The 21,197-nt window shown below is 71.0% G+C and carries 18 protein-coding genes, 1 tRNA gene and 5 pseudogenes; 9 read left to right on the top strand and 15 right to left on the bottom strand.

The window, feature by feature from the left end; translation table 11 throughout:
- Window positions 1-99 precede the first annotated feature (99 nt).
- Window positions 100-1,401: a S8 family serine peptidase gene (locus tag ACFT7S_RS23895; protein WP_382735113.1), complete on the top strand. Its 1,302-nt coding sequence runs from the start codon at window positions 100-102 to the stop codon at window positions 1,399-1,401.
- A 4-nt stretch (window positions 1,402-1,405) separates the two neighbouring features.
- Here ACFT7S_RS23895 and ACFT7S_RS23890 read toward each other — a convergent pair.
- The 4 genes and pseudogenes from ACFT7S_RS23890 to ACFT7S_RS23875 form a co-directional block, all read right to left on the bottom strand.
- Window positions 1,406-2,392 (bottom strand): annotated as a pseudogene (locus ACFT7S_RS23890) (serine/threonine-protein kinase); the annotation flags it as partial.
- 47 nt (window positions 2,393-2,439) lie between these two features.
- Window positions 2,440-4,668: a PQQ-binding-like beta-propeller repeat protein gene (locus ACFT7S_RS23885; protein WP_382735112.1), complete on the bottom strand. Its 2,229-nt coding sequence runs from the start codon at window positions 4,666-4,668 to the stop codon at window positions 2,440-2,442.
- A gap of 3 nt (window positions 4,669-4,671) precedes the next feature.
- Window positions 4,672-5,571 carry a serine/threonine protein kinase gene (locus ACFT7S_RS23880; protein WP_382735110.1) on the bottom strand — a complete coding sequence of 300 codons (900 nt, stop codon included), beginning with the start codon at window positions 5,569-5,571 and terminating at the stop codon, window positions 4,672-4,674.
- 151 nt (window positions 5,572-5,722) lie between these two features.
- Window positions 5,723-5,797: transfer RNA gene (locus ACFT7S_RS23875), tRNA-Cys, on the bottom strand.
- A gap of 211 nt (window positions 5,798-6,008) precedes the next feature.
- Between ACFT7S_RS23875 and ACFT7S_RS23870 the strand changes: the two genes are divergently transcribed.
- From ACFT7S_RS23870 to ACFT7S_RS23845, 6 genes are all read left to right on the top strand, one after another.
- A complete protein-coding gene (locus ACFT7S_RS23870; RefSeq protein WP_382735108.1) occupies window positions 6,009-7,487 on the top strand; it encodes an MFS transporter in 1,479 nt (492 codons plus the stop codon).
- A gap of 41 nt (window positions 7,488-7,528) precedes the next feature.
- Window positions 7,529-7,726, top strand: coding sequence for an Arc family DNA-binding protein (locus ACFT7S_RS23865; RefSeq protein WP_382735205.1), 198 nt, complete (start codon window positions 7,529-7,531; stop codon window positions 7,724-7,726).
- Entirely contained in the window at window positions 7,727-8,110 is a 384-nt protein-coding gene (locus ACFT7S_RS23860; protein ID WP_382735106.1) for a type II toxin-antitoxin system death-on-curing family toxin, read from the top strand.
- A gap of 150 nt (window positions 8,111-8,260) precedes the next feature.
- A complete protein-coding gene (locus ACFT7S_RS23855) occupies window positions 8,261-10,042 on the top strand; it encodes a DEAD/DEAH box helicase (protein ID WP_382735104.1) in 1,782 nt (593 codons plus the stop codon).
- Between the two features lie 468 nt (window positions 10,043-10,510).
- A complete protein-coding gene (locus tag ACFT7S_RS23850; protein ID WP_382735102.1) occupies window positions 10,511-11,155 on the top strand; it encodes an IclR family transcriptional regulator in 645 nt (214 codons plus the stop codon).
- A 107-nt stretch (window positions 11,156-11,262) separates the two neighbouring features.
- A complete protein-coding gene (locus tag ACFT7S_RS23845; protein WP_382735100.1) occupies window positions 11,263-12,051 on the top strand; it encodes a S16 family serine protease in 789 nt (262 codons plus the stop codon).
- Here ACFT7S_RS23845 and ACFT7S_RS23840 read toward each other — a convergent pair.
- The 7 genes and pseudogenes from ACFT7S_RS23840 to ACFT7S_RS23810 all read right to left on the bottom strand — a co-directional run bounded on the left by ACFT7S_RS23840 (window position 11,981) and on the right by ACFT7S_RS23810 (window position 16,053).
- Entirely contained in the window at window positions 11,981-13,294 is a 1,314-nt protein-coding gene (locus ACFT7S_RS23840) for an MFS transporter (protein ID WP_382735098.1), read from the bottom strand. The two genes, ACFT7S_RS23845 and ACFT7S_RS23840, sit on opposite strands and share 71 nt — an antisense overlap.
- Window positions 13,295-13,317: 23 nt before the next feature.
- Complete coding sequence (locus ACFT7S_RS23835) at window positions 13,318-13,506, bottom strand: hypothetical protein (protein ID WP_382735096.1); 189 nt, start codon at window positions 13,504-13,506, stop codon at window positions 13,318-13,320.
- A 10-nt stretch (window positions 13,507-13,516) separates the two neighbouring features.
- Window positions 13,517-14,098 carry a helix-turn-helix domain-containing protein gene (locus ACFT7S_RS23830; RefSeq protein ID WP_382735094.1) on the bottom strand — a complete coding sequence of 194 codons (582 nt, stop codon included), beginning with the start codon at window positions 14,096-14,098 and terminating at the stop codon, window positions 13,517-13,519.
- A gap of 80 nt (window positions 14,099-14,178) precedes the next feature.
- Window positions 14,179-14,852, bottom strand: a pseudogene (locus tag ACFT7S_RS23825) (glycine betaine ABC transporter substrate-binding protein); the annotation flags it as partial.
- Window positions 14,842-15,132: a zinc ribbon domain-containing protein gene (locus ACFT7S_RS23820; protein ID WP_382735092.1), complete on the bottom strand. Its 291-nt coding sequence runs from the start codon at window positions 15,130-15,132 to the stop codon at window positions 14,842-14,844. The pseudogene ACFT7S_RS23825 and the gene ACFT7S_RS23820, both read right to left, overlap by 11 nt.
- A 172-nt stretch (window positions 15,133-15,304) precedes the next feature.
- Window positions 15,305-15,697 (bottom strand): annotated as a pseudogene (locus ACFT7S_RS23815) (RNA-guided endonuclease TnpB family protein); the annotation flags it as partial.
- A gap of 176 nt (window positions 15,698-15,873) precedes the next feature.
- Window positions 15,874-16,053: a hypothetical protein gene (locus ACFT7S_RS23810; RefSeq protein ID WP_382735090.1), complete on the bottom strand. Its 180-nt coding sequence runs from the start codon at window positions 16,051-16,053 to the stop codon at window positions 15,874-15,876.
- A gap of 229 nt (window positions 16,054-16,282) precedes the next feature.
- On the opposite strand from ACFT7S_RS23810, the pseudogene ACFT7S_RS23805 reads away from it, so the two are divergent.
- Window positions 16,283-16,601: pseudogene (locus ACFT7S_RS23805) on the top strand (ABC transporter permease subunit); the annotation flags it as partial.
- A 70-nt stretch (window positions 16,602-16,671) separates the two neighbouring features.
- Here ACFT7S_RS23805 and ACFT7S_RS23800 read toward each other — a convergent pair.
- From ACFT7S_RS23800 to ACFT7S_RS23790, 3 genes and pseudogenes are all read right to left on the bottom strand, one after another.
- Window positions 16,672-16,905, bottom strand: a pseudogene (locus ACFT7S_RS23800) (ATP-binding cassette domain-containing protein); the annotation flags it as partial.
- Complete coding sequence (locus ACFT7S_RS23795; protein WP_382735088.1) at window positions 16,898-17,545, bottom strand: ABC transporter permease; 648 nt, start codon at window positions 17,543-17,545, stop codon at window positions 16,898-16,900. The pseudogene ACFT7S_RS23800 and the gene ACFT7S_RS23795, both read right to left, overlap by 8 nt.
- Before the next feature lie 15 nt (window positions 17,546-17,560).
- Complete coding sequence (locus tag ACFT7S_RS23790; protein WP_382735086.1) at window positions 17,561-18,034, bottom strand: Lrp/AsnC family transcriptional regulator; 474 nt, start codon at window positions 18,032-18,034, stop codon at window positions 17,561-17,563.
- A gap of 137 nt (window positions 18,035-18,171) precedes the next feature.
- On the opposite strand from ACFT7S_RS23790, the gene hppD reads away from it, so the two are divergent.
- Window positions 18,172-19,317, top strand: a complete 1,146-nt coding sequence (gene hppD / locus ACFT7S_RS23785) for a 4-hydroxyphenylpyruvate dioxygenase (RefSeq protein ID WP_382735084.1) — start codon at window positions 18,172-18,174, stop codon at window positions 19,315-19,317.
- Window positions 19,318-19,453: 136 nt separating this feature from the next.
- On the opposite strand, the gene ACFT7S_RS23780 is transcribed toward hppD, so the two are convergent.
- Window positions 19,454-21,115: a tetratricopeptide repeat protein gene (locus ACFT7S_RS23780; protein ID WP_382735083.1), complete on the bottom strand. Its 1,662-nt coding sequence runs from the start codon at window positions 21,113-21,115 to the stop codon at window positions 19,454-19,456.
- Between the last annotated feature and the right edge of the window lie 82 nt (window positions 21,116-21,197).

Below are 21,197 nucleotides of genomic sequence, written 5' to 3'. Positions count from 1 at the left end.
GCTCGGGGTTGCAGCGACAACCCTGAGCACACCGGTCGTCGCCGCCCCAATCGTCGGACCCACTAAAGTGATCTCCGAAGCTTCGAGGGGGAGATTGCTGTGCTGCCGAGCGATCGGGGGGCGCGGGGGCGGGCACTCGCCCCCGTGCGAACGGGCCTGTTCCGGGCGGTACTTCCGGTGGTCCTGGCGTTGCTCGCGCTCGGAGTGGGCACGGCGCCCGCGCACGCGGACACGGTGCTCTCCGACCAGTGGCACCTCACCCGGATGCAGGCGCAGGAGATGTGGCGGACCAGCACCGGGGCCGGTGTCACGGTCGCGCTCATCGACACGCGGGTGCGCGAGGTCCCCGAGCTGTCCGGCCGACTGCTGCCGGGCAAGGACTTCCGTGAGGGAGCCGCCGGTGAGCGCAACGACTTCGGCACCACCGCAGCCTCCGTGATCGCCGGTACCGGCAAGGGGCCCGGCGGCCAGGAGAGCGCGTTCGGGCTCGCCCCCGGGGCGAAGGTGCTCCCGCTGGAGATCTCCTCCGGCCAGGGCACCGGCAACGCCGCCGCGCAGGACGACGCGGTCAACGCCGGACTGGCCCCGGCCCTCCGATACGCGGCCGACTCCGACGCGAAGATCATCAGCGTGTCGCTCTCAGCGTCCAGCGACACCGATGAGGTGCGCGCAGCCGTGGACTACGCCCGCAGCAAGGGGAAGCTGATCTTCGCGGCCGTCGGTGAGTCCCTGATCGACGCGCCGCTGGTGCGCTACCCGGCCGCGACGCCCGGGGTCGTCGGCGTCAGCGCCGTCGGCAAGGACTTGAACGGCCTCAAGAAGGCGGGTGCCGGGCTCGCGGTGGATCTCAGCGCTCCCGGCGAGGACATCATCAGCGCCTGCGCGGGCGGGACCGGACTGTGCCGGAGCAAGGGCACCGCGGTGGCCACCGCGCTGGCCTCCGCGTCCGCCGCGCTGATCTGGGCCGAGCACCCCGCGTGGACGGCCAACCAGGTCCTGCGCGTCATGGTCGGCACGGCGGGCGGCCCGACCAGCGGGGCCGTGCGCAACGACTACATCGGGTACGGGATCGTGCGGCCCCGCATCGCGCTCAAGACACCGGGCGACCCGGGGGCGGCCGACCGGGACCCCATCTCCGACTACCGCACCGCGTCCCCCACCCCCAGGCCGTCGGCCTCCGTATCGGCCTCCGCGTCCGCGTCGCAGGAACCCTCCGGCGGGGCGGGCTCCGGTCCGGCGCAGGGCGCACCCGCGGTCGCCGCGTCGGACAGCGGGCGCAGCGGTGCCTTCTGGCTCGCGCTCGCCGTGTGCGCCGCCGGGCTGCTCTGCGTGGGCGTCGCGGTGCCGCCTCTGCTGGCCGACCGGTGGCGTGCCCGCCCGGCCGGCCTCAGTCGTCCTTGAGCCGCCACGCGGCCGTTCCGCCGCCCACGGCGAGCACGCCCCCGCCGGTGGCGAGCGCGGTGAGGAACCTGCGCCGGGTCTGATCCATCGGGGCGGCGGTGGGGCCTGCCGGAATCAAGCGGGCCGCCTCGGTCTCGTACCGGCCGATCAGCGGAGCCAGGCCGCCCTGCCGCCAGACCTTCTCCGCACGCCGCGGGGGCGCGAACGCGAGAGCGATCTGTTCCGGGCCGGGCCGCGCGCCCGGCTCCTTGGCGAGGCAGGGGGCGATGAGGGCCCGCAACGGCTCGGGGACGTACGACAACTGCGGCTGCCCGTGCACGACTTCGTACTGCACGGCGGCGACATGGGCGCCCGTGAAGGCGCGTTGCCCGCCCGCCGCGTACACCAGCACGGCGCCCAGCGAGAAGACGTCGGCGGCCGGGCCCACCCGGTGCCCGAGCACCTGCTCGGGCGCGCCGTAGCCGGGTGTGACGGGGATCTGGCCGGTCGTCGTGAGGGTGAGCCCGTGTTCCGGGCGGGCGATACCGAAGTCGATGATGCGCGGCCCGTCCGACGTCAGCACGATGTTCGCCGGCTTGAGGTCGCGGTGCACGATCCCGGCGCCGTGGATCTCGTGCAGGGCGCGGGCCAGGGCCGAGGCCAGGACGTGCACCGTCGGAGCGTCGAGCGGGCCGTGGGCCGCGATGGCCTGCTCCAGGTCGGGGCCGGCCAGGAACTCGGCCGCGATCCACGGCCGCCCGCCCTCGACCTGCGCGTCCAGCACCCGGGCCACGCCCTTGCCGGTGACGGACCGCGCGGTCTGCGCCTCGCGGACGAAGCGCTGCACCAGCTGCTGGTCGTGGGAGAGTTCGGGCCGCAGCGACTTCACCGCGGCCCGGTGGCCGTGGCCGTCCTGCCCGAAGTAGACCTTGCCCATCCCGCCCTCGCCGAGCACACCGAGCAGACGGTACGGGCCGAGCCGGAGCGGGTCTCCTGGGCCGAGCGGTTTCATGGCGGGTCCTTCTCGGAGGAGTGAGGGAAGTGAGGGGGAGGGGCCGGTCAGCCGTCGAGGCGCAGGGCCTCCACCTTGCGGTCGCCGCCGTTGCCGACGAGCGTGTCCTTGCCGGGTGCGAGCGCGAAGTTGACGATCGGCGTCCGCAGCGAGCGTACGTACGTGTGGCTGCTCAGCTCGATCGCCCCCAGCCCCTGCTCGTCCCCGTAGTAGAGGTGCTTGCCGACGACGACGGGCGGCGCCCCCGCGGTGGTGCCGCTGCCCTCGGGAACCGGGACCTCCCAGAGGAGTTCGCCGCGTTTCGGGTCCAGGGCGACGATGCCCCGCTCACCCTCGGCCGCGTACACCACGCCGTTCCGTACGACCGGCGGCCCGTAGTGGTCACTGCTGTCCGTCGTGTCGCCGAGACCGCGGTCGCGGCCGAACTCCCAGACCACCGCGCCGTTGGACAGCCCGATCGACTGGAGCACGGTCGTCCCGATGTAGAGGTGCGTACCGTCGTCGGCGAGCTGGGCGCCGCTGCTCGCCAGGGTGGAGCTGTTGTCGGCCGCCGCCTCCAGGGACCTGCGCCACAGCTCCTTGCCCGAGCCGGTGTCGTGCGTGCTGAGCGCGAGGTCGAACAAGGTCTGCGCGACGACGATCCGGTTGCCGATGACCTTGCCGATCGCCCCGCCGTAGCCGCTGCCCTTCTCCGACTCCTGGATGGGGACGCGCCAGCGGAGCTTTCCTGTGCGCGCGTTCACCGCGTACAGATGCCAGTCGAACGTCTCCGCGCTGTTGTCCCCGGCCGTCAGGTACACGGTGTCGGCGGTGGCGCAGAGGAGTTCGCCGCTCGCGCCCTCCGGAAGGTTCAGGGCCTTCCACGTGGTCACCGTACGGTCCTGCCTGCCGGTGGCCAGGTCGATCGTGACGACCGAGAACGGCTTCGTCGGCTCGCCGACGGTCCAGTAGAGCTGGGAGCCGTCCGTGATGGCCCGGCCCTCGAACAACGTCGGGAAGAACATCCAGAGTTCTCTGCCGTCCACCGGGTCGATGCCGCGCAGCTGGCCGCCCGTCGTCACGACGATCGTCTTGCCCACGAAGAGCGGCGGCATCGCCTCGTCGGCCTTCCCCTCGCCGGTGGTCCACAGCACGTCCCAGGGCCCCGCCGTGTCCCGGGCCGCCGGTGAGGCGGACGGGCCCGCCCCGGATGCGGACGGCCCCGGCGAGCCCTTCGCCGCGCCCTTCGCGTCCGACCGGCCGGGCCGCAGCCACAGTCCGGCGCCCGCGACCGCCCCGGCCGCCGCCACCCCGCCGATGCTCAGGAGCCCGCGGCGGGACAGCCCCGCGCGCCGGGATGCCGGTGCGGCGGTGGCGGCGACGGGCGGCTCGACAGGCGCCGGGAGCCGCTCGGGGCGGAACTGCCAGACCTCGGCCGCGCGGCGGGCGATCTCCGAGAGGAGCGGGTGGGGGAGGTGGTCGGCGAACTCGCCGTGCCCGTCGTGGAGCGCGGCGGCCAGCTCCCCGGTGGCCGGGCGCAGCGCAGGGTCCTTCGCCAGGCACCGGGCGAGCACCGGGGCCAGCGCCTCCGGAACGCCGGTCAGGTCCGGGTCGGCGTACCGGACGCGGTAGAGCAGATCGGCGGGCTGCCCGCTGCCGAACGGGCCGTGGCCGGTGGCGGCGAAGATGAGGACACCGGCGAGCGCGAACACGTCACCGGCCGGGGTGTGCTCCTGTCCGGTGGCCTGTTCCGGGGACATGAACGCGGGGGTTCCGGCGGCCGCGCCCACGCGTGTGAGGCGGTCGTCGCCGAGGGCGCGGGCGATGCCGAAGTCGATGACCTTCGGTCCGTACGCGGTGATCATGACGTTGGACGGCTTCAGGTCGCGGTGTACCACGTCGGAGCGGTGCAGCTGCCCGAGCGCGCCGCACAGGGCCGCGCCCACGGCCCGTACGGCGGCCTCGGGAAGGGGGCCGCTCACGGCGACCGCGTCGTCCAGGGGCGGGCCCAGGACGTACTCCGTAGCCATCCAGGGCACATCCGCGAGCGGATCGGCGTCGACGACCTGGGCGCCGTGCCGGCCGCCGATCACCCGGGCCGCGTCGGCCTCCAGCCGGAACCGGGTGCGGAACGCGGCGTCGGCCGCGATGTGCGCGTGCACCGTCTTGAGGGCGACGGTCGCGCCGCCGGGCGTGCGGGCCAGGTAGACCGTGCCCATGCCGCCGCTGCCGAGCCGGGCGGCCAGCCGGTACGTGCCGATGTGCGAAGGGTCGTCGTGGAGCAGGGGTTTGATCATCGGTCAGGCTCCGAGGGGCGGTCGTACGTCGGCTGCGAGGATCTCCGCGGACTGCCGGGCGATCGCCGCGACCACCCGGCCGGGCAGCCGCAGCGCGCCTGCCCCGGGTCCCGTCTCCAGGACGGTGGCGAACGGGGCGGCGGTCAGCGGCGGTGCGAGTGCCTCGAGAACATCGGTCGCCCGGGGGCGGGCCGCGGGGTCGCGGGAGAGACAGGCGGACACGAGCGAGCGCAGCAGGAGAGGGAGTTCGTCCCGGTCGGGGACGGTGTGGCCGGTGGCCGCGTACGCGAGGACAGCGCCCAGGGCGTGGATGTCACCCGGCGGCCGGGGGCGCCCGCCCGCGGCCTGCTCGGGCGGGAGACTGCCCGGGTCGAGGCCGGGGAGTCCCGACCGGGCCGTGCCGTCCTCGGCGATGGTGCGCGCCGCGCCGAAGCAAGTGAGCCGCGGGCCGTCCCCGGCCAGCAGCACGGCGGCGGGCGATACCCCGGCGTGGGTCACTCCGGCCGCATGGGCGGTGGCCAGCGCCTCGGCGAGGCAGCGGCCCAGGACGCGCAGCGTCTCCTCGGGCAGCGGCCCTCCGTTGACAGCCAGGGCCGTCGGGAGGGGGAGTGCGGGGACGTACGGGCGCGCGCACCACACGGTCGCGCCGGGCTCCGCGTGCTCGGTGACGGGGGCGGCCCACGGGCCGAGCAGGAACCGGGCGGCCTGCGCCTCGGTGAGAAACCTGCCCGGATCGGTGCCGTGGAGCGGCACGCTCACCAGCGCGGTCCGGTCGCCGTCCGCGGTGCGGGCGATGAAGCGCTGTTCGGAGACGGCGGCGGCGCCGGGGCCCGTCGGGTCCAGCCGTGCGACGACCAGGTAGGGGCCGATCTGCCGGGACGGAGCGAGGTGCGGCAGCTGCATGGAACGGAAATCCCCCTGGACGTCATCGGAACAGGGGCAGCCTACTCAGTGATCAAGTCCGAAGGCTTCGCGGCCGGGTGCCGAGCGCCGGTCGCCTCCGTCCCGCAACGCCACCGCCCGCCCCTCGGTGTGAGGGGCGGGCGGTGGCGTATGGAGACCGTGACCGGATTCGAACCGGTGTAACTCGAGTTGCAGTCGAGCCCCTGAGCCTCTCGGGCACACGGTCAGGTGTGTTTTCTTCCTTGCCCTGACGACGTTAGGGCGGTCGTTCAGGGCGTACAAGGGGCCCGGCGGGCGCGCCATACGACTGCCATACGCCGTTCATGACCGGGGCGTGGCCGGGGCGTGGCCGGGGCCGCGGACCTACGACCAACGGACGAGGACGGACCCGTATATCGACAGGGTTCAAACGGATCTTTGCCCCTTACTCTTGGCTCATGACCGCCCTCGAACCGCGCGACGCCGACGTCTCGCCCCGCATCGAAACCCCCGTCGTCGCCGAGAGCGAGAGCGAAGAGAAAAGCGAGGGCGTACTCGGGCGGACTCACCGGGCGCTCAGCATCGGCATCGTCTCCGTCGTGCTCCTCATCGCCTTCGAGGCCACCGCCGTCGGGACCGCGATGCCGGTCGCGGCGCGCGAACTGCACGGCATCCCGCTGTACGCGTTCGCGTTCTCCGCGTACTTCACCACCAGCCTCTTCGCCATGGTGCTCTCGGGCCAGTGGGCCGACCGGCGCGGACCGTTGGGGCCGCTCGCCGCCGGGATCAGTTCCTTCGCGGCCGGGCTCCTGCTCTCAGGGACCGCGGGAAGCATGTGGATGTTCATCGCCGGGCGGGCCGTCCAGGGGCTCGGCGGCGGGCTGGTGATCGTGGCGTTGTACGTGGTGATCGGCCGCGCCTACCCGGAGCGGATCAGGCCGGCGATCATGGCCGCCTTCGCCGCGAGCTGGGTGATCCCCTCCGTCGTCGGCCCGCTCGCCTCGGGCACCGTGACCGAGCACCTCGGGTGGCGGTGGGTCTTCGTCGGCATCCCCGTGCTCATCGTCTTCCCGCTGGCCCTCGCCCTGCCCGCGATCCGGCGGATGGCGGCCGGGCCCGCCGACGGCTCGACGGGCGCGGAGCCGTTCGACCGGCGGCGCATCCGGCTCGCGCTGGGCATCTCGGTGGGTGCGGGTCTGCTCCAGTACGCGGGCCAGGAGCTGAACTGGTACGCCCTTCTCCCCGCTGCCGTCGGGGTCGCGCTGCTGGTACCCGCCGTACGCGGGCTGCTGCCGCCCGGCACCGTACGGGCGGCGCGCGGGCTGCCCGCGGTGGTGCTGCTGCGCGGGGTCGCGGCCGGTTCCTTCATCGCCGCCGAGTCCTTCGTACCGCTGATGCTCGTCACCCAGCGTGGCCTGACCCCGACGATGGCCGGTCTGTCGCTGGCCGTCGGCGGTGCGACGTGGGCGCTGGGCTCGTACGTACAGTCGCGCCCGCGCCTGGAGAAGCACCGCGAGCCGCTCATGGTGTCCGGCATGGTGCTCGTCGCGGTGTCGATCGCGGCGGCGCCCACCGTACTGATCCAGGGCGTGCCGGTCTGGATCGTCGCGGTGGCCTGGGCCTTCGGGTGCTTCGGCATGGGCATGGTGATCGCATCGACGAGCGTGCTGCTGCTGAAGCTGTCGGCACCGGAGGAGGCTGGAGCCAACTCGGCGGCCCTCCAGATCTCCGACGGTCTCTCGAACGTGCTGCTGCTCGCGGGCGGCGGGGCGGCGTTCGCCGCGCTCGGCGGCGGAGCGCTGGGGGCGGCGGCACACGGGGCGGGGGCCGGTGGCGCGGGCTCGCATCCCGGCGCGTTCGTGGCGGTCTTCCTGCCGATGGCGGGGGTGGCGCTGGCGGGGGCGTGGGTGGCGGCGCGGGTGCGGAGCGCAAAGTAGTACCGAAGTGACCCCACTGGTGGTACCGTTTCGGTATGGCAATGAATCTGCGTATGCGTGAGGACCAGCAAGAGGCGCTGAAGCTCCGGGCCGAAGAGGAGGGCCGGAGCATGCACGCCATAGTGCTTCAGGCGATCGACCGGTATCTGGAGGTCGAAGCGGATCGGGAGTCGGTAAAGCGGCTCGGAGCCAAGTACGCAGTGGGTCACGCCGACCTGCTGCGGCGGCTGGGGGAGTAAGTGAAGTATCTGACAGTCCAGGAAGTCCTGGACCTTGCGGAGCTGGCCTGTGAGGGGCAGCAGGTCGCGGTGCGCGACCTGGGCCTGCTCAGCTCGGCGGTGCACCGTCCCCAGTCGGCCATGTTCGGCGTCGAGGCTTACACGGATCTGTTCCAGAAGGCTGCGGCGCTGTTGCAGTCGCTTGCGGTGAACCATCCTCTTGTGGACGGCAACAAGCGCATGGCCTGGATGTCCACAGTCGTGTTTCTCGACTTCAACGGGACCGAAATGCTCGACGTCGACCAGGACGAGGCGTACAAGCTTGTCATCGAGGTGGCGATGGGCAGTCTCGAAGACGTGGACCGGATCGCCGACCGCTTGCGGGCACTGCACGACGACATGTGACCCCGGTCTCGCGGAGTGCCGCGCCGGTGTCGTTCATACGTGGACCCGGCCGGGCCACCGGTAAGGTGGCCCGGTTGTCGTATCTCGTACGAGGTCGTGCGAGCCCCGCGGACAGCGCCACACGTACCCGAGAGACCCGAACCGGAGACCGTGACTACTACCGCCTCCCACCACCTCTCACCCGCCTTTCCCGGCCGCGCCCCCTGGGGTACGGCCGGGAAGCTGCGAGCCTGGCAGCAGGGCGCCATGGAGAGGTACATCCAGGAGCAGCCGCGCGACTTCCTCGCGGTCGCGACGCCCGGCGCAGGGAAGACCACCTTCGCGCTGACCCTCGCCTCGTGGCTGCTGCACCACCACGTCGTGCAGCAGATCACCGTCGTCGCGCCGACCGAGCACCTCAAGAAGCAGTGGGCCGAGGCCGCGGCCCGGATAGGGATCAAGCTCGACCCCGAGTACAGCGCGGGCCCCGTGAGCAAGGAGTACCACGGGGTCGCCGTCACGTACGCGGGTGTCGGCGTCCGGCCGATGCTGCACCGCAACCGCTGCGAACAGCGCAAGACCCTCGTGATCCTCGACGAGATCCACCACGCCGGTGACTCGAAGTCCTGGGGCGAGGCGTGCCAGGAGGCGTTCGACCCGGCGACCCGGCGGCTCGCGCTCACCGGGACGCCCTTCCGGTCCGACACCAACCCGATCCCCTTCGTGGCGTACGAGGAGGGGAACGACGGAATCCGGCGCTCCTCGGCCGACTACACGTACGGCTACGGCAACGCCCTCGCCGACGGTGTCGTGCGCCCGGTCATCTTCCTCAGCTACAGCGGCAACATGCGCTGGCGCACGAAGGCCGGTGACGAGATCGCCGCGCGGCTCGGCGAGCCGATGACCAGGGACGCCATCGGGCAGGCGTGGCGCACCGCGCTCTCGCCCACCGGGGACTGGATTCCCAACGTGCTCTCCGCCGCCGACAAGCGTCTGACCGAGGTGCGCAAGGGCATCCCCGACGCCGGCGGGCTCGTCATCGCCACCGACCAGGAGTCGGCCCGCGAGTACGCCAAGATCCTGAAGAAGGTGACCGGTCAGAAGGCGACCGTCGTCCTCTCCGACGAGAAGGCCGCCTCGAAGAAGATCGACCAGTTCGCCGCGGACGAATCGCGGTGGATGGTCGCGGTCCGGATGGTGTCGGAGGGCGTCGACGTGCCGCGCCTCGCCGTCGGTGTGTACGCCACCACCATCTCGACGCCCCTCTTCTTCGCGCAGGCCGTCGGGCGCTTCGTGCGGTCGCGGCGCCGGGGCGAGACCGCCTCCGTCTTCGTACCGACCATTCCGATGCTCCTCGACTTCGCCAACGAGATGGAGATCGAGCGGGACCACGTCCTCGACAAGCCCAAGAAGGGCAGTGACGAGGAGAACCCGTTCGCCGAGGAGGACAAACTCCTCTCCGACGCGGAGAAGCTGGAGGACGAGGAGACCGAGGAGCAGCTGCCCTTCGAGGCACTGGAGTCCGACGCGGTCTTCGACCGGGTGCTGTACGACGGTGCCGAATTCGGCATGCAGGCGCACCCGGGCAGCGAGGAGGAGCAGGACTACCTCGGCATCCCGGGGCTGCTCGAACCCGACCAGGTGCAGCTGCTGCTCCAGAAGCGGCAGACCCGGCAGATCGCGCACAGCCGCCAGAAGCCGGCCGAGGAGGCCGACCTGCTGGAGAAGCCCGCCGAGGCGCGGCCGGTCGTCACGCACAAGCAGCTGCTCGGGCTGCGGAAGTCGCTCAACACGATGGTGTCGGCGTACACGCACCAGAGCGGCAAGCCGCACGGGGTGATCCATACCGAGCTGCGCCGGGTGTGCGGCGGTCCGCCGAGCGCCGAGGCGACGGCCGGACAGATCCAGGACCGGATCAAGAAGGTCCAGGAGTGGGCCACCCGTATGACGTGAGCGGGGAGCCGCGCGCTCTTCACACACCACCGCCGGCCCGGGCAGGAGCACCACTCCTTGCCCGGGCCGGCGTTTTCCGTTGCCTTCATGGAAAAATTTTGGCCGATTGTTTACGGCCTGTTAACGCTGGTTCACATGTGGTGCACATGCCGTATACGGAGCGTGGCGGACGAGTCGCCCGACCAGGACGCGCGTAGATGTCCGGGTTCCGGACGGTGTCCCGCTGACCGGCGCTTATGCCCGGCGGCCGTTCGGGAGTTTCCGCAGGCGCCCGGATTCTGGACGAGGTCTTCCGCTGAGCGGACTGGCTCGCTACTGTCCCGGCCATATGAACGCCCCGTGGCAACGCCGCCGCGGAGCGCAGCCGGTGCCATGGCCAGCCGGCGGCCTCTCCGTGCGTCGCCGCTGGGACCGGTGTCGCTCCATCCGTGAGAGAGCCGCCGCCACTCACCAAGAGGAGAGGGCGTCGTGACCGCGGAGACTTCCCAGACGCTCGACCGAGGACTGCGCGTCCTCAAGCTGCTCGCCGACACCGACCACGGCCTGACCGTCACCGAGTTGTCCAACAAACTCGGCGTCAATCGCACCGTGGTCTACCGTCTGCTCGCCACACTGGAACAACACGCCCTGGTACGCCGCGATCTGGGCGGCCGCGCCAGGGTGGGCCTGGGCGTGCTCCGCCTGGGCCGCCAGGTGCACCCGCTCGTCCGGGAGGCCGCGCTGCCCGCGCTGCGTTCGCTGGCCGAGGACATAGGCGCCACCGCCCACCTCACCCTGGTCGACGGCACCGACGCCCTCGCCGTCGCGGTCGTCGAACCGACCTGGACCGACTACCACGTCGCCTACCGTGCCGGCTTCCGGCACGCGCTCGACCGGGGCGCGGCGGGCCGGGCGATTCTCACCGCCCGGCAGCAGCCCGCACCGGACCACCCCGGTTACACCCTCACGCACGGCGAACTCGAAGCCGGGGCGAGCGGCGCCGCCGCACCCCTCGTCGGGGTCTCGGGCGTGGAGGGCAGCGTCGGCGTGGTGATGCTCGCGGACGCCGTACCGGAGCGGGTGGGGCCGCGTGTGCTGGACGCCGCCCGGGAGGTGGCGGACGCGCTGCGGTGACGGGGTCCCACCGGGCGGGCTTGATTTCAAGCCCGTCGAGGGGGTCCCCCATGCCCTTGAGGCAATGGGGGAGATCGAGGACATAGGGCTCCAGATAGATTGGGCGGGTGCTCTCTCGCCTCTCGCGCCCCCGCGCGCTCGCCCTCTGTGCGCTGCCCGTCCTCGCGGTATTCGGTACGGCCGCCTTCGCGCCCCTGCCGTTCACCCTGGCGCAGCCGGGGCTGACCGCGGACGTCCTCGGGGACGATCAGGGGAAACCGGTGATCACCATCAAGGGGACGCCCACCCGGACCACCGACGGCCAGCTCCGGATGACGACGATCGTCGCGACCGGGCCGACCGCCGACGTCGGGATCGGTGACGTGATCGACAGCTGGTTCAGGACGGACCGGGCGGTCATGCCCCGGGACGCCGTCTATCCGACCGGTGGCTCCGAGAAGGAGATCGAGCAGCACAATCTCGAAGACATGGTGGAGTCGCAGAACGTTGCCGTCGACGCGGCCCTGAAGTACCTCGACAAGGCCCCCGGCTCCGTCGACGTCAGCCTGAACCTCGCCGATGTGGGCGGGCCCAGCGCCGGACTCTTCTTCTCGCTCGGCATCATCGACAAGCTGGACGGTGACGGCTCCGGCGGCGATCTCACCGGCGGCCGTAACGTCGCAGGCACCGGCACCATCAGCGCCGACGGCAAGGTCGGCGCCGTCGGCGGGGTGTCCCTGAAGACTCAGGCCGCCCGCCGTGACGGGGCGACGGTCTTCCTCGTGCCGAAGGCCGAGTGCAGGCAAGCCGAGGCGGAGCTGCCGAAGGGCCTCCGGCTGATTCCGGTCACGACGCTGAGCGGCGCGGTGTCCGCTCTGCGGGCACTGGAGCAGGGGGGTAAGGTCCCGGGCTGCTGACGCCCTTCCCGGCGGCGGGTTCCGGCTCCTCCATCGTGCGCCACGCGGGGAAGACCAGCGGGCTCAGTGTGGCGAGGAAGTAGACGCCGCCCATCGCGAGCAGCGCTCCCGTCGGGCCCGTGCTCTCCACCAGCAGGCCGGCCGCCAGACCGCCCACCGGCATGGCGAGTTCACAGCCCGCGGTGAGCGCCCCGGACACCCGGCTGCGCAGCTCCTCCGGGACGCGTTCGTACGTCATCGTGGTCAGGATCGGGTTCAGCATGCCGCCCGCCACCCCGCCCAGCGCCATCGTGACGGCCAGCGGCAGCGTCGTACCGGTGAGCGCGGCGACCGCGAACCGGGGTGCGCCGCACAGGATCACGCACACCGTGAACACCGTCCGCCGCGAGAAGCGGTGCCCCATCGCCCCGTACAGCAACGCTCCCGTCAGGCCGCCCGCCCCGAACAGTGCGGTGAGCAGGCCGAGATCGGTGGCCCCGCCCAGTTCGCCCTCCGCGTGCACGGGCAGCAGGACGGCGTTCCAGCCCTGGTCGGTGCCGTTCATGAACATCACCATGACCACGACGGCGAGCAGCAGCCGGTTTCCCAGCAAGTAGGCGTATCCCTCGTGGAGTTCGGCACGGTACGCGCGCAGCGACACCGGTTCCGCGGCCTTGCGGGGCTCGGCCGCCCGGACCCCTCGTACCCCTGCTGCGACCAGCAGCGCGGACACGACGAACGTCGCCGCGTCCAGCAGGAGTACGGTCTCGGCGCCGACGAGGGAGATCAGCACACCGGCCAGCGCCGCACCGACCATCCGGGCGCCGCGCGACACGGCGTCGAAGAGGCTGGCGGCGCGGGCGAGCGTGGTGCCCGCATGCTCGGCGAGGTCGGGGACGAGGACGTACCGTGCCGTGTTGCCGGGCGTGTGGACCAGGCCGTTGAGCGCCATCAGCGCACACAGCATCCAGAATTCGAGCGCCTCCGCGTAGTGGAGCAGCGGGATCGCGGCGATGGCCGTACCGCAGACCGCGTCGGAGGCGACGGAGACCCGGCGGCGGCCGATCCGGTCGATGACGGGGCCGCCGATCAGCGCGGCGACGACGATCGGCAGGGTCGCGCAGAAGGCGACGACGCCGGCCCGGCCCGCGCTGCCCGTGGTCTCCAGGACGAACCACGGGACGCCGATGAGAGTGAGCGAAGTACCTGCGGTGGATATGGAGTTGGCCGCGAGTACGGCGGTCAGTGGTGTGCGGTGGCCCATGGTGTTCCCCCCCCGGTCCTGGTTTATGCCGTGCGAGGTGTGCGCACCGCTGCGGGAGCGGGGCGGCTCTGGGCGAGTCGCAGACCCAACTCGACGAGTGCCCAGCCGAGCCGGGTGCGCAGATCCTTGGACGGAGCCCGTAACTGGGCTGCTTCGGCCTGCAGTTCAGCGGCGCGGCTGGTGTGGAGAAGGACATGGATGTCGGGGTGCATGACGGTCCTTTCAGTCGGATGTGCGAGGGAAGGCGTGCACATGGAACCGGACATTGGCGGATCCCTCGGTGTCGGGAGCCACCTCCCGCTCCCGGTAGCTGTTGATCAGTTCGTGCACCTTGGCGTCCAGTTCCATGGTGAGTTCCGGGGTGAGCCGAAGCGTCCAGTCGCTGAGGTCGTGGGCGTCGGCCCAGTCCGGCCAGTCGCCCAAGGTGCCGAGGAAGGTGGTGAGTTCCTGCGCGTGGATGGAGGCGACCTCGTGGGTGAAGAGGTTCGCGGCGCCCCGCACCGTCGGGTCGGCGTTGGCATGGAGCTCGGAGTTGAACCGGATGGACTCATGGGCCGCCTGCCACCAGCGCTCGCGGCCCTTGCCGTGCTCGGGGGCGTCCTCGACGAAGCCGTACGCGGCTAGCTGGCGGAGGTGGTAGCTGGTCGCCCCGCTGGACTCGCCCAGGATCGCGGCGAGTTGCGAGGCCGTGGCGGGGCCGCCGGCGCGCAGTCTGCTCAGCAGGCGCATACGCAGGGGGTGGGCCAGCCCCCGCAGGGTGCGGGGGTCGAGCTCGTGGACTCTGTCCTGCGGGATCTCGGGCATGAGCCCACCGTAGAGTTGCAAAGGAATGGTTGCAAGCATTTTTTGCAACGACTTCTTTGCAACTCTCGTTCCGCTGCCTCTCACCCCTCCTCGATGAACCCCTCCTCGACCAGCCAGTCCTTCGCCACCTCGTGCGGGTCCTCCCCGTCCACGTCCACCTTGGCGTTGAGCACCTGCGCCACCTCCGTCGTCAGCTTCTTGCTGAGCGGGTCCAGCAGGTCCGCGATCTCCGGGTACTTCTCGAAGGTCGCCGTGTGGATGACCGGCGCCGCGTTGTAGTTGGGGAAGAAGTGCTTGTCGTCCTCCAGCACGTCCAGGTCCATCGCCTTGATCCGCCCGTCCGTGGTGAACACCTCGCCCAGCAGGCAGGAGCTGGACTTGGGCACCTGGACTGCGGCAGCCACGTCACCCCGTTGCCCCGGTCCTCGTCGCGGACCGCTTCCCACTGCTTCGTCGGTTCGACGATCGGCTTCGCACGGCCGAGGTAGGTGATCCAGGCCGTGCCCGTGTACTCGTACATCGCATCGGCGTCACCCTGGATGATCGCCTCGCGCGCACTGATCGAGCCCGGCAGATTCGTCCGGTCCAGGACCTCCGCGCCGGCCGCCTTGAAGATCAGGCCGATCATCTGGCCCGGAATGATGTTCTCGGTCAACGACCCGGGACTGAAGTCCCGGGCTTGCTGCTCGTGACCATCATTGGCTGTGATGGATCCGGCTGCGTCCTGCTCTCGCTTTCCCGCGCTATGCGGTGAGGGTGAGTGCTGGGGCCGTTGACTGGGCCCCGCAGACCCACGTCCACCAGCCGCGTTGGGCGATGTTGTGGGACGAGTTGTGGTCTGCGTGATCAACGAATCCGCAGGACCGGCAGGCGAAGACGGCCTGGGTGGGCCGGTTTCCCCATTCGATGTGGTGGCAGTGTGAGCATTCCTGGCTGGTGTACGCCGGATTGACGTACACCACCGGTACCCCGGCACGTTGCGCCTTGTAGGCGATGAACGAGCCGAGCTGGGCAAAGGGCCAGGAGTGGATCATGGCGCTCCCCCAAGCTCTCAACTTCGTTCGAGCAGGGAGGTACCCCCTCGGGCTTCCTGAGCCGTACCCGCTCACGGATGCCGCCCAGGTCTTCCAGGGCGATTCCGTGACCGGTGCGTGCAGCCTCCGCCACGATCCTCTTCGAGATCTTGTGGTTGATGTCCTTGTTGCGACGGGCCTCGCGGCCCGCGTACGTCTTCGCCCGCCGCTTCGCGGACTTGGTGTTCTTCTTCTGCAGCTTGGCCCGCAGTACCCGGTCGTTGACCCGTTTACGGTTGAGACGGCGACCCGAGTGGCGGGTGTCGTCGCTGGTGGCGGCGATGTTCACGATGCCCAGGTCCACCCCGAGGAATGCGACCGGGTGGGCGTTCAGGGTGGCTTCGGGGATCTCGCAGGTCGCGATCAGGAACCATGTCCCGCCCTGCCGCACCAGGTCCGACTCGCCCTGCCGGTGCCGGGCCAGGACCTCCAGCTGCCCGGCCTGCCCGGTGAAGGCAATGTGCTTCAACCGTCCGCTGCTGGTCCAGATCGAGACCGTGCGTGGCTCGTGCTGCCAGGACAGCATCCGGTCGTCGTACGGCAGCGCCGCCTGCGGGCGGAAGGCCACCGGTTTGCCCGAGGCGCGGGCGTGGCGCTTCGAGCCGGCCGGCCGTAACGGCCCGCGCGAAGGTTCGCCTTCAGGGCGGTGTAGGCATCGCAAGTCTTCTTGATCGCATGCTGGGCGGCCTGCGCACCCAGGCCTCACCGGGTCTTGATCTCCTGGTAAGTGTGCTTGCGCAGGGGCAGGCTCCGGTAGGTGTTCGTTTCGAACGCGACCGATGCCGCCCAGGTCGCCGCCTCGTTACAGGCAGTCAGAGTTGCCTCAAGTGCCGCCGCCTGCACGGGCGTCGGCAGCAGCTTGACTCGCACCACCACCTTCATGCCCCGGACACTAGTCCGCCGGTCGTACAAACCAGCTGGATCCGTACACCTTTCGCCCGATCAAGCGACCCGGCAAACACGCGTTCGCCTCACCGTGTCCGGCTCCGCCAGGTGGCGGCACGGGCACTCCGCGCCGAAAGCAGACCGCTGCGACGCACACCACAGGATGCGATTCCTCCCGGGGCTGAAGCCCGGGGTTCCTCGCACGAATCCGCTGAAGTCGATCGATCCGACGCTGGTCGAGGCCTCGCGCGGCATCGGGATGTCCGGGGTGGGGACACTCGTCAAGGTGGAACTGCCGCTCGCCGTCCCGCTGATCCTGGCGGGCGTGCGGACGGCTCCGGTGCTCAATGTGGGCCCGGCGACGCTGGCCACGTTCGGTGGCGGCGGCGGTCTCGGGGACCTGATCACCTCGGGCATCCAGACCCAGCGGATGCCGGGTCCTGGTGCTGGGCTCCGTCCTGACGGTGGTGCTGGCGCTGCTGGTGGGCTGGATGGCCTCGCTGGTCGAGGTGTCGCTGATGCCGCACGGACTGGAGGCACCGTGACGGCTGGGCCGCCGAAGAGCGCTTCACCGATGGTGGACAAGGTGGAACCGGGCTCGGTCGGCGCGGGCGATCCGCTCAAGGGCGCTTCCCTGACGGTCACTTCGAAGAACTTCAGGGTGGTGGACTTCCCACAGCCCGAAGGCCCCACGAAGATGACCGTCTCACCGGCCTTGATGTCCATCGAGACGTCGTCGACCGCGGGGCTGGGGTTGCCCGGATAGGTCTTGGTCAGATTCTCCAGCTGGATGGTGGCGCCGGACGTCGCGGTGCTGCTCGGTTCGGCCTCGGCCGTGGTCTCAGACACGGATACCCCTGGAAATGGTCAGCCGCCCGAGCAGTACGTACGCGGCGTCGAAGAGCAGAGCGAGGATGACGATGCCGAGCGTGCCGGCGAGGACCTGGTTGATCGCGTTGGCACTGCCCAGCGAGGCGATCCCGCGGAAGATCTCGTTGCCCAGGCCGGGACCGGAGGCGTACGCGGCGATGGCGGCGATCCCCATCAGCATCTGCGTGGAGACCCGGATACCGGTCAGGATCGGCGGCCAGGCGAGCGGCAGCTCCACCTTGCACAGCCGGGCGAACCGCGACATCCCGATGCCCTTCGCGGCATCGACGAGGGACGGATCGACGCCGCGCAGCCCGACGATGGAGTTACGGACGACGGGAAGCAGCCCGTACAGGGTGAGCACGATAACGGTGGGTGGCACACCCAGCCCCACCAGCGGGATCAGCAGGCCGATCGCGGCGAGGGAGGGGATGGTGAGGAACGTCGCCGTGGAGGTGATGGCCAGGGATCCGCCCCAGCCGCTCCGGTAACTGACCATGCCGATCAGGATGCCCAGCAACGTGGCGATGACCATGCACTGGAAGACGGCACTGACGTGCTGGAACGCATCGGTGAGCAGCTGCTGATGCCGATTGCCCAGGTACTCCCAGAAGCTCACACGTCACTCCCCGGCTCAGTCGGTGTCCTCCGCCGCCTGCTCGACCAGCGGGATGATGCGGAGCGGGACCGGGTTCTCCATGACGATCGCCGTGGAGGCCCGGACGATGCCATCAAATCCGACAACCAGGTCGATCACTCGCTGGAGATCCGCGTTCGAGCGGGCGACGAGCCGGCACAGCATGTCCCCGTGCCCGGTCGTGGTGTGCAACTCCAGCACTTCGGGAACGCGACCCAAATGGGCCCGGACGTCCGCCCCTTGGCCCTGCTTGATTTCCAGCGTGGCAAAGGCGGTGACGGGGTAGCCGAGCGCCGCCGGGTCGACAGCGGGGCCGAAACCCCGGATTACCCCGTTCGACTGAAGGCGGTCCAGCCGGGCCTGCACGGTCCCGCGCGCCACCCCGAGACGCCGTGACGCTTCGAGCACTCCGATACGGGGCTCCCGGGCCAGCAGCACGATGAGCCGCCCGTCCAGTCGGTCGATCGCCACGGTCCGCCTCCGGAGGGTCGAGTGTGTGATGGTCATCATGTACAGATAGCCGCCGCACGCAGCGTACCCACTGCACAGAGTGCCCAGTCGGATCGCGAACTGTTGCGCACCTTGCGAAGCGGCGGGAACCTTCGGATATGACTGAGACTCTGCACACCACCCCCGACACCGCCCGGCAGGCCGACCCCTTCCCGGTCAAGGGAATGGACGCGGTCGTCTTCGCCGTGGGCAATGCCAAGCAGGCCGCGCACTACTACTCGACGGCGTTCGGCATGAAGCTCGTCGCCTACTCCGGACCGGAGAACGGCAGCCGCGAGACCGCGAGTTACGTCCTGACCAACGGCGCCGCCCGCTTCGTCCTGACCTCGGTCATCAAGGCGTCCACCGAGCACGGCCGCTTCCTGGAGGAGCACGTCGCCGAGCACGGTGACGGCGTCGTCGACCTGGCCATCGAGGTCCCGGACGCGCGCGCCGCATACGCCTACGCGGTGGAGCACGGCGCCCGTGGCATCACCGAGCCGTACGAGGTCAAGGACGAGCACGGCACGGTCGTGCTGGCCGCCATCGCGACGTACGGCAAGACCCGCCACACCCTCGTCGAGCGCACCGGCTACACCGGCCCGTACCTGCCGGGCTTCGCCGCCGCCGACCCGATCGTCGAGCCGCCGGCCAAGCGCACCTTCCAGGCCATCGACCACTGCGTGGGCAACGTCGAGCTCGGCCGGATGAACGAGTGGGTGGCTTTCTACAACAAGGTCATGGGCTTCACGAACATGAAGGAGTTCGTGGGCGACGACATCGCCACCGAATACTCCGCCCTGATGTCGAAGGTCGTCGCCGACGGCACGCTCAAGGTCAAGTTCCCGATCAACGAGCCCGCGATCGCGAAGAAGAAGTCGCAGATCGACGAGTACCTGGAGTTCTACGGCGGCGCGGGCGTCCAGCACATCGCGCTGGCCACCAACGACATCGTCGCGACGGTCCGCTCGATGCGCGCGGCGGGCGTGTCCTTCCTGGACACCCCCGACTCGTACTACGACACGCTCGGCGACTGGGCCGGCGAGACACGCGTCCCGGTCGAGACCCTGCGCGAGCTGAAGATCCTGGTCGACCGCGACGAGGACGGCTACCTGCTCCAGATCTTCACCAAGCCGGTCCAGGACCGCCCGACGGTCTTCTTCGAGATGATCGAGCGCCACGGCTCGATGGGCTTCGGCAAGGGCAACTTCAAGGCCCTGTTCGAGGCGATCGAGCGCGAGCAGGAGAAGCGCGGCAACCTCTGACCCAGCCGACAGCCCTGGCCGTCAGACCTTCCGAACCACCACCGCCCCCGGCCACCTCCCCGGCCGGGGCAGCAGAACGGGCCCCTCACGGGGCCCGTTCTGCGTTCCGAGCGCGTGTGCCGGTCCTCGCCAAGGATCACTGCCCCACGGAGGAGAGGGCCGAGGGAATCGGGGCGGGCTCTGCGGGAGAGGTGGTCGCGGGACTGCTCGGCTCCTGCTTCGCCGACGGCGCGGGGAACGCCTCCTCCGGGCGTGCCGAGGCCGATTTCGTCGGTTCCGGGGCCGGTTCCGGGGTCTCGGTCGGCTGCATGTCCTTCGGGCCGCCGTCCGCCGGTTCGCCGAGGGCGCTCAGGGCGTCCTTTGCCATGGGTGCGGCCAGCGGGGAGAAGGACGGGTTGGTGCGCAGGGCCTCCCCCAGGTGGCGGCGGGCCGCGCCGTACTGGGCCAGCTCCCCTTCGATCACGCCCAGGTGGTACGCGTACGAGGCGTTCCTCACGCCCGTCTCCATGGCCTTGCGGGCGTACTCCAGCGCCTCCTCCGAGTCGCCCGACCGGTGCAGCGCCCAGCCCAGGGCGTCGGCCACCGCGGCGCTGCGGTGCTGGTGGGACCACTCGGTGCGCAGCAGTTCCACCGCCGTGCCCGGGTCGCCGTGGTCCGATTCCAGGCGGGCCAGGACCAGGGTCTCGTTCACCCCGGCGGTCTTCGCCCGCGTCAGCATCCCGCGCAGCTTCGTGTACTGGCTGAGGGCGTCGCCGTCGAAGCCCAACGACTCGTACAGCTCGCCCAGTTCGAGGACGTACTCCGGGCGGGGGCGCTTCGCCACCGCCGTCTGGTAGCCGGCCAGCGCCTCGGCCGTACGGTCCAGGGCCACCAGCGCGCGGGCCCGGCCCGCGTGCGAGGCGTGGTGGCCGCTGTCGGTTTGCAGCGCCGCGTCGTACTGGGGCACGGCCTCCTCCGGCTCACCGCGCTCCCAGGCCAGCTCGCCCAGCCGGTACAGGGCCTCCGCCTTCTCGGCGGGGGTGGTGGCCCGGTCGGCGGCCTCCTGGGCGGTGGCGAGCGCGTCCTCGCGCCAGCCTCTGTCGCGGTACATCTGGGCCGTCCGGGCCAGGGCGGGCACCCCCTTGCGGAGCTCACCGAACTTGTCCGTCGCCTGGCCGGCCGCCTTGTAGTCGCCCAGGCCGTTGTACGCGTCGATCAGGACCGCGTACGTCCGCCATGTCTTCGGCTGCCGCGCCCGTACCGCCTCGCCCCACTTCTTCGCCGTGAGGAAGTCGTGCCGTGCGTTGGCGAGCGCCGCCATGCCCACCCACGCCTCGCCGTTCCCGCGCTCACCGGGCTGCACGGCCAGCGAGCGCTGGAGCGCCTGTTCCGCCCGGGCGTAGTACGCCGCGTCCGCGGAAAGCAGCCCCCGCTCCACGTACGCCGAACCGAGCACCGCCCACGACGGCGCGTCCTTCGGATGCTGCGCCACCCGCTTCTGCCGGTCCCCGATCAGGGCCGTCAGGTCCGAGAGCGCGGCGGGGGAGCCCGCGGTCGTCGCCGCCCGGGCCCGTCCGACCGCGCCGGGATCGCGCGGCCCGGTGCCCCGGTTCTCCGGCACGACCACCACCGCACCCGCCACGAGCACGGCAGCCGCCACCGCCCCGAGCGCGGCTCTGCGCAGGGTCGTACGCAGCGTGGGAGGAGGCGGCACGACGGCCGTCGCACCCTCCGGCGGGAGCGCGGTCCCGCCCGGCGGGGACGCATAGCGGTCGGGCGGCTGACGGGATTCCGGGTCCTGCTGCGGCATGACATCCATACCGATCACTCTGCGTCAGTACGAAGAGCACACCGCTCCTTGTGAACGCTGCCGCAGACGGGTTCACACCATTGGCCCCGGG

It is taken from the genome of Streptomyces sp. NPDC057136, assembly GCF_042670885.1.
GTDB lineage: Bacteria > Actinomycetota > Actinomycetes > Streptomycetales > Streptomycetaceae > Streptomyces.
Note: the sequence above shows the minus strand (reverse complement) of the source record. Positions and strands in the feature narration are given on the sequence as shown.

Coding starts and splice junctions, on each gene's coding strand:
- ACFT7S_RS23820 (WP_382735092.1), bottom strand. CDS start 15,132: ATGATCCACTCCTGGCCCTTTGCCCAGCTCGGCTCGTTCATCGCCTAC.
- ACFT7S_RS23840 (WP_382735098.1), bottom strand. CDS start 13,294: ATGGGCCACCGCACACCACTGACCGCCGTACTCGCGGCCAACTCCATA.
- ACFT7S_RS23870 (WP_382735108.1), top strand. CDS start 6,009: ATGACCGCCCTCGAACCGCGCGACGCCGACGTCTCGCCCCGCATCGAA.
- ACFT7S_RS23810 (WP_382735090.1), bottom strand. CDS start 16,053: ATGAAGGTGGTGGTGCGAGTCAAGCTGCTGCCGACGCCCGTGCAGGCG.
- ACFT7S_RS23780 (WP_382735083.1), bottom strand. CDS start 21,115: ATGGATGTCATGCCGCAGCAGGACCCGGAATCCCGTCAGCCGCCCGAC.
- ACFT7S_RS23865 (WP_382735205.1), top strand. CDS start 7,529: ATGAATCTGCGTATGCGTGAGGACCAGCAAGAGGCGCTGAAGCTCCGG.
- ACFT7S_RS23880 (WP_382735110.1), bottom strand. CDS start 5,571: ATGCAGCTGCCGCACCTCGCTCCGTCCCGGCAGATCGGCCCCTACCTG.
- ACFT7S_RS23885 (WP_382735112.1), bottom strand. CDS start 4,668: ATGATCAAACCCCTGCTCCACGACGACCCTTCGCACATCGGCACGTAC.
- ACFT7S_RS23835 (WP_382735096.1), bottom strand. CDS start 13,506: ATGCACCCCGACATCCATGTCCTTCTCCACACCAGCCGCGCCGCTGAA.
- hppD (WP_382735084.1), top strand. CDS start 18,172: ATGACTGAGACTCTGCACACCACCCCCGACACCGCCCGGCAGGCCGAC.
- ACFT7S_RS23830 (WP_382735094.1), bottom strand. CDS start 14,098: ATGCCCGAGATCCCGCAGGACAGAGTCCACGAGCTCGACCCCCGCACC.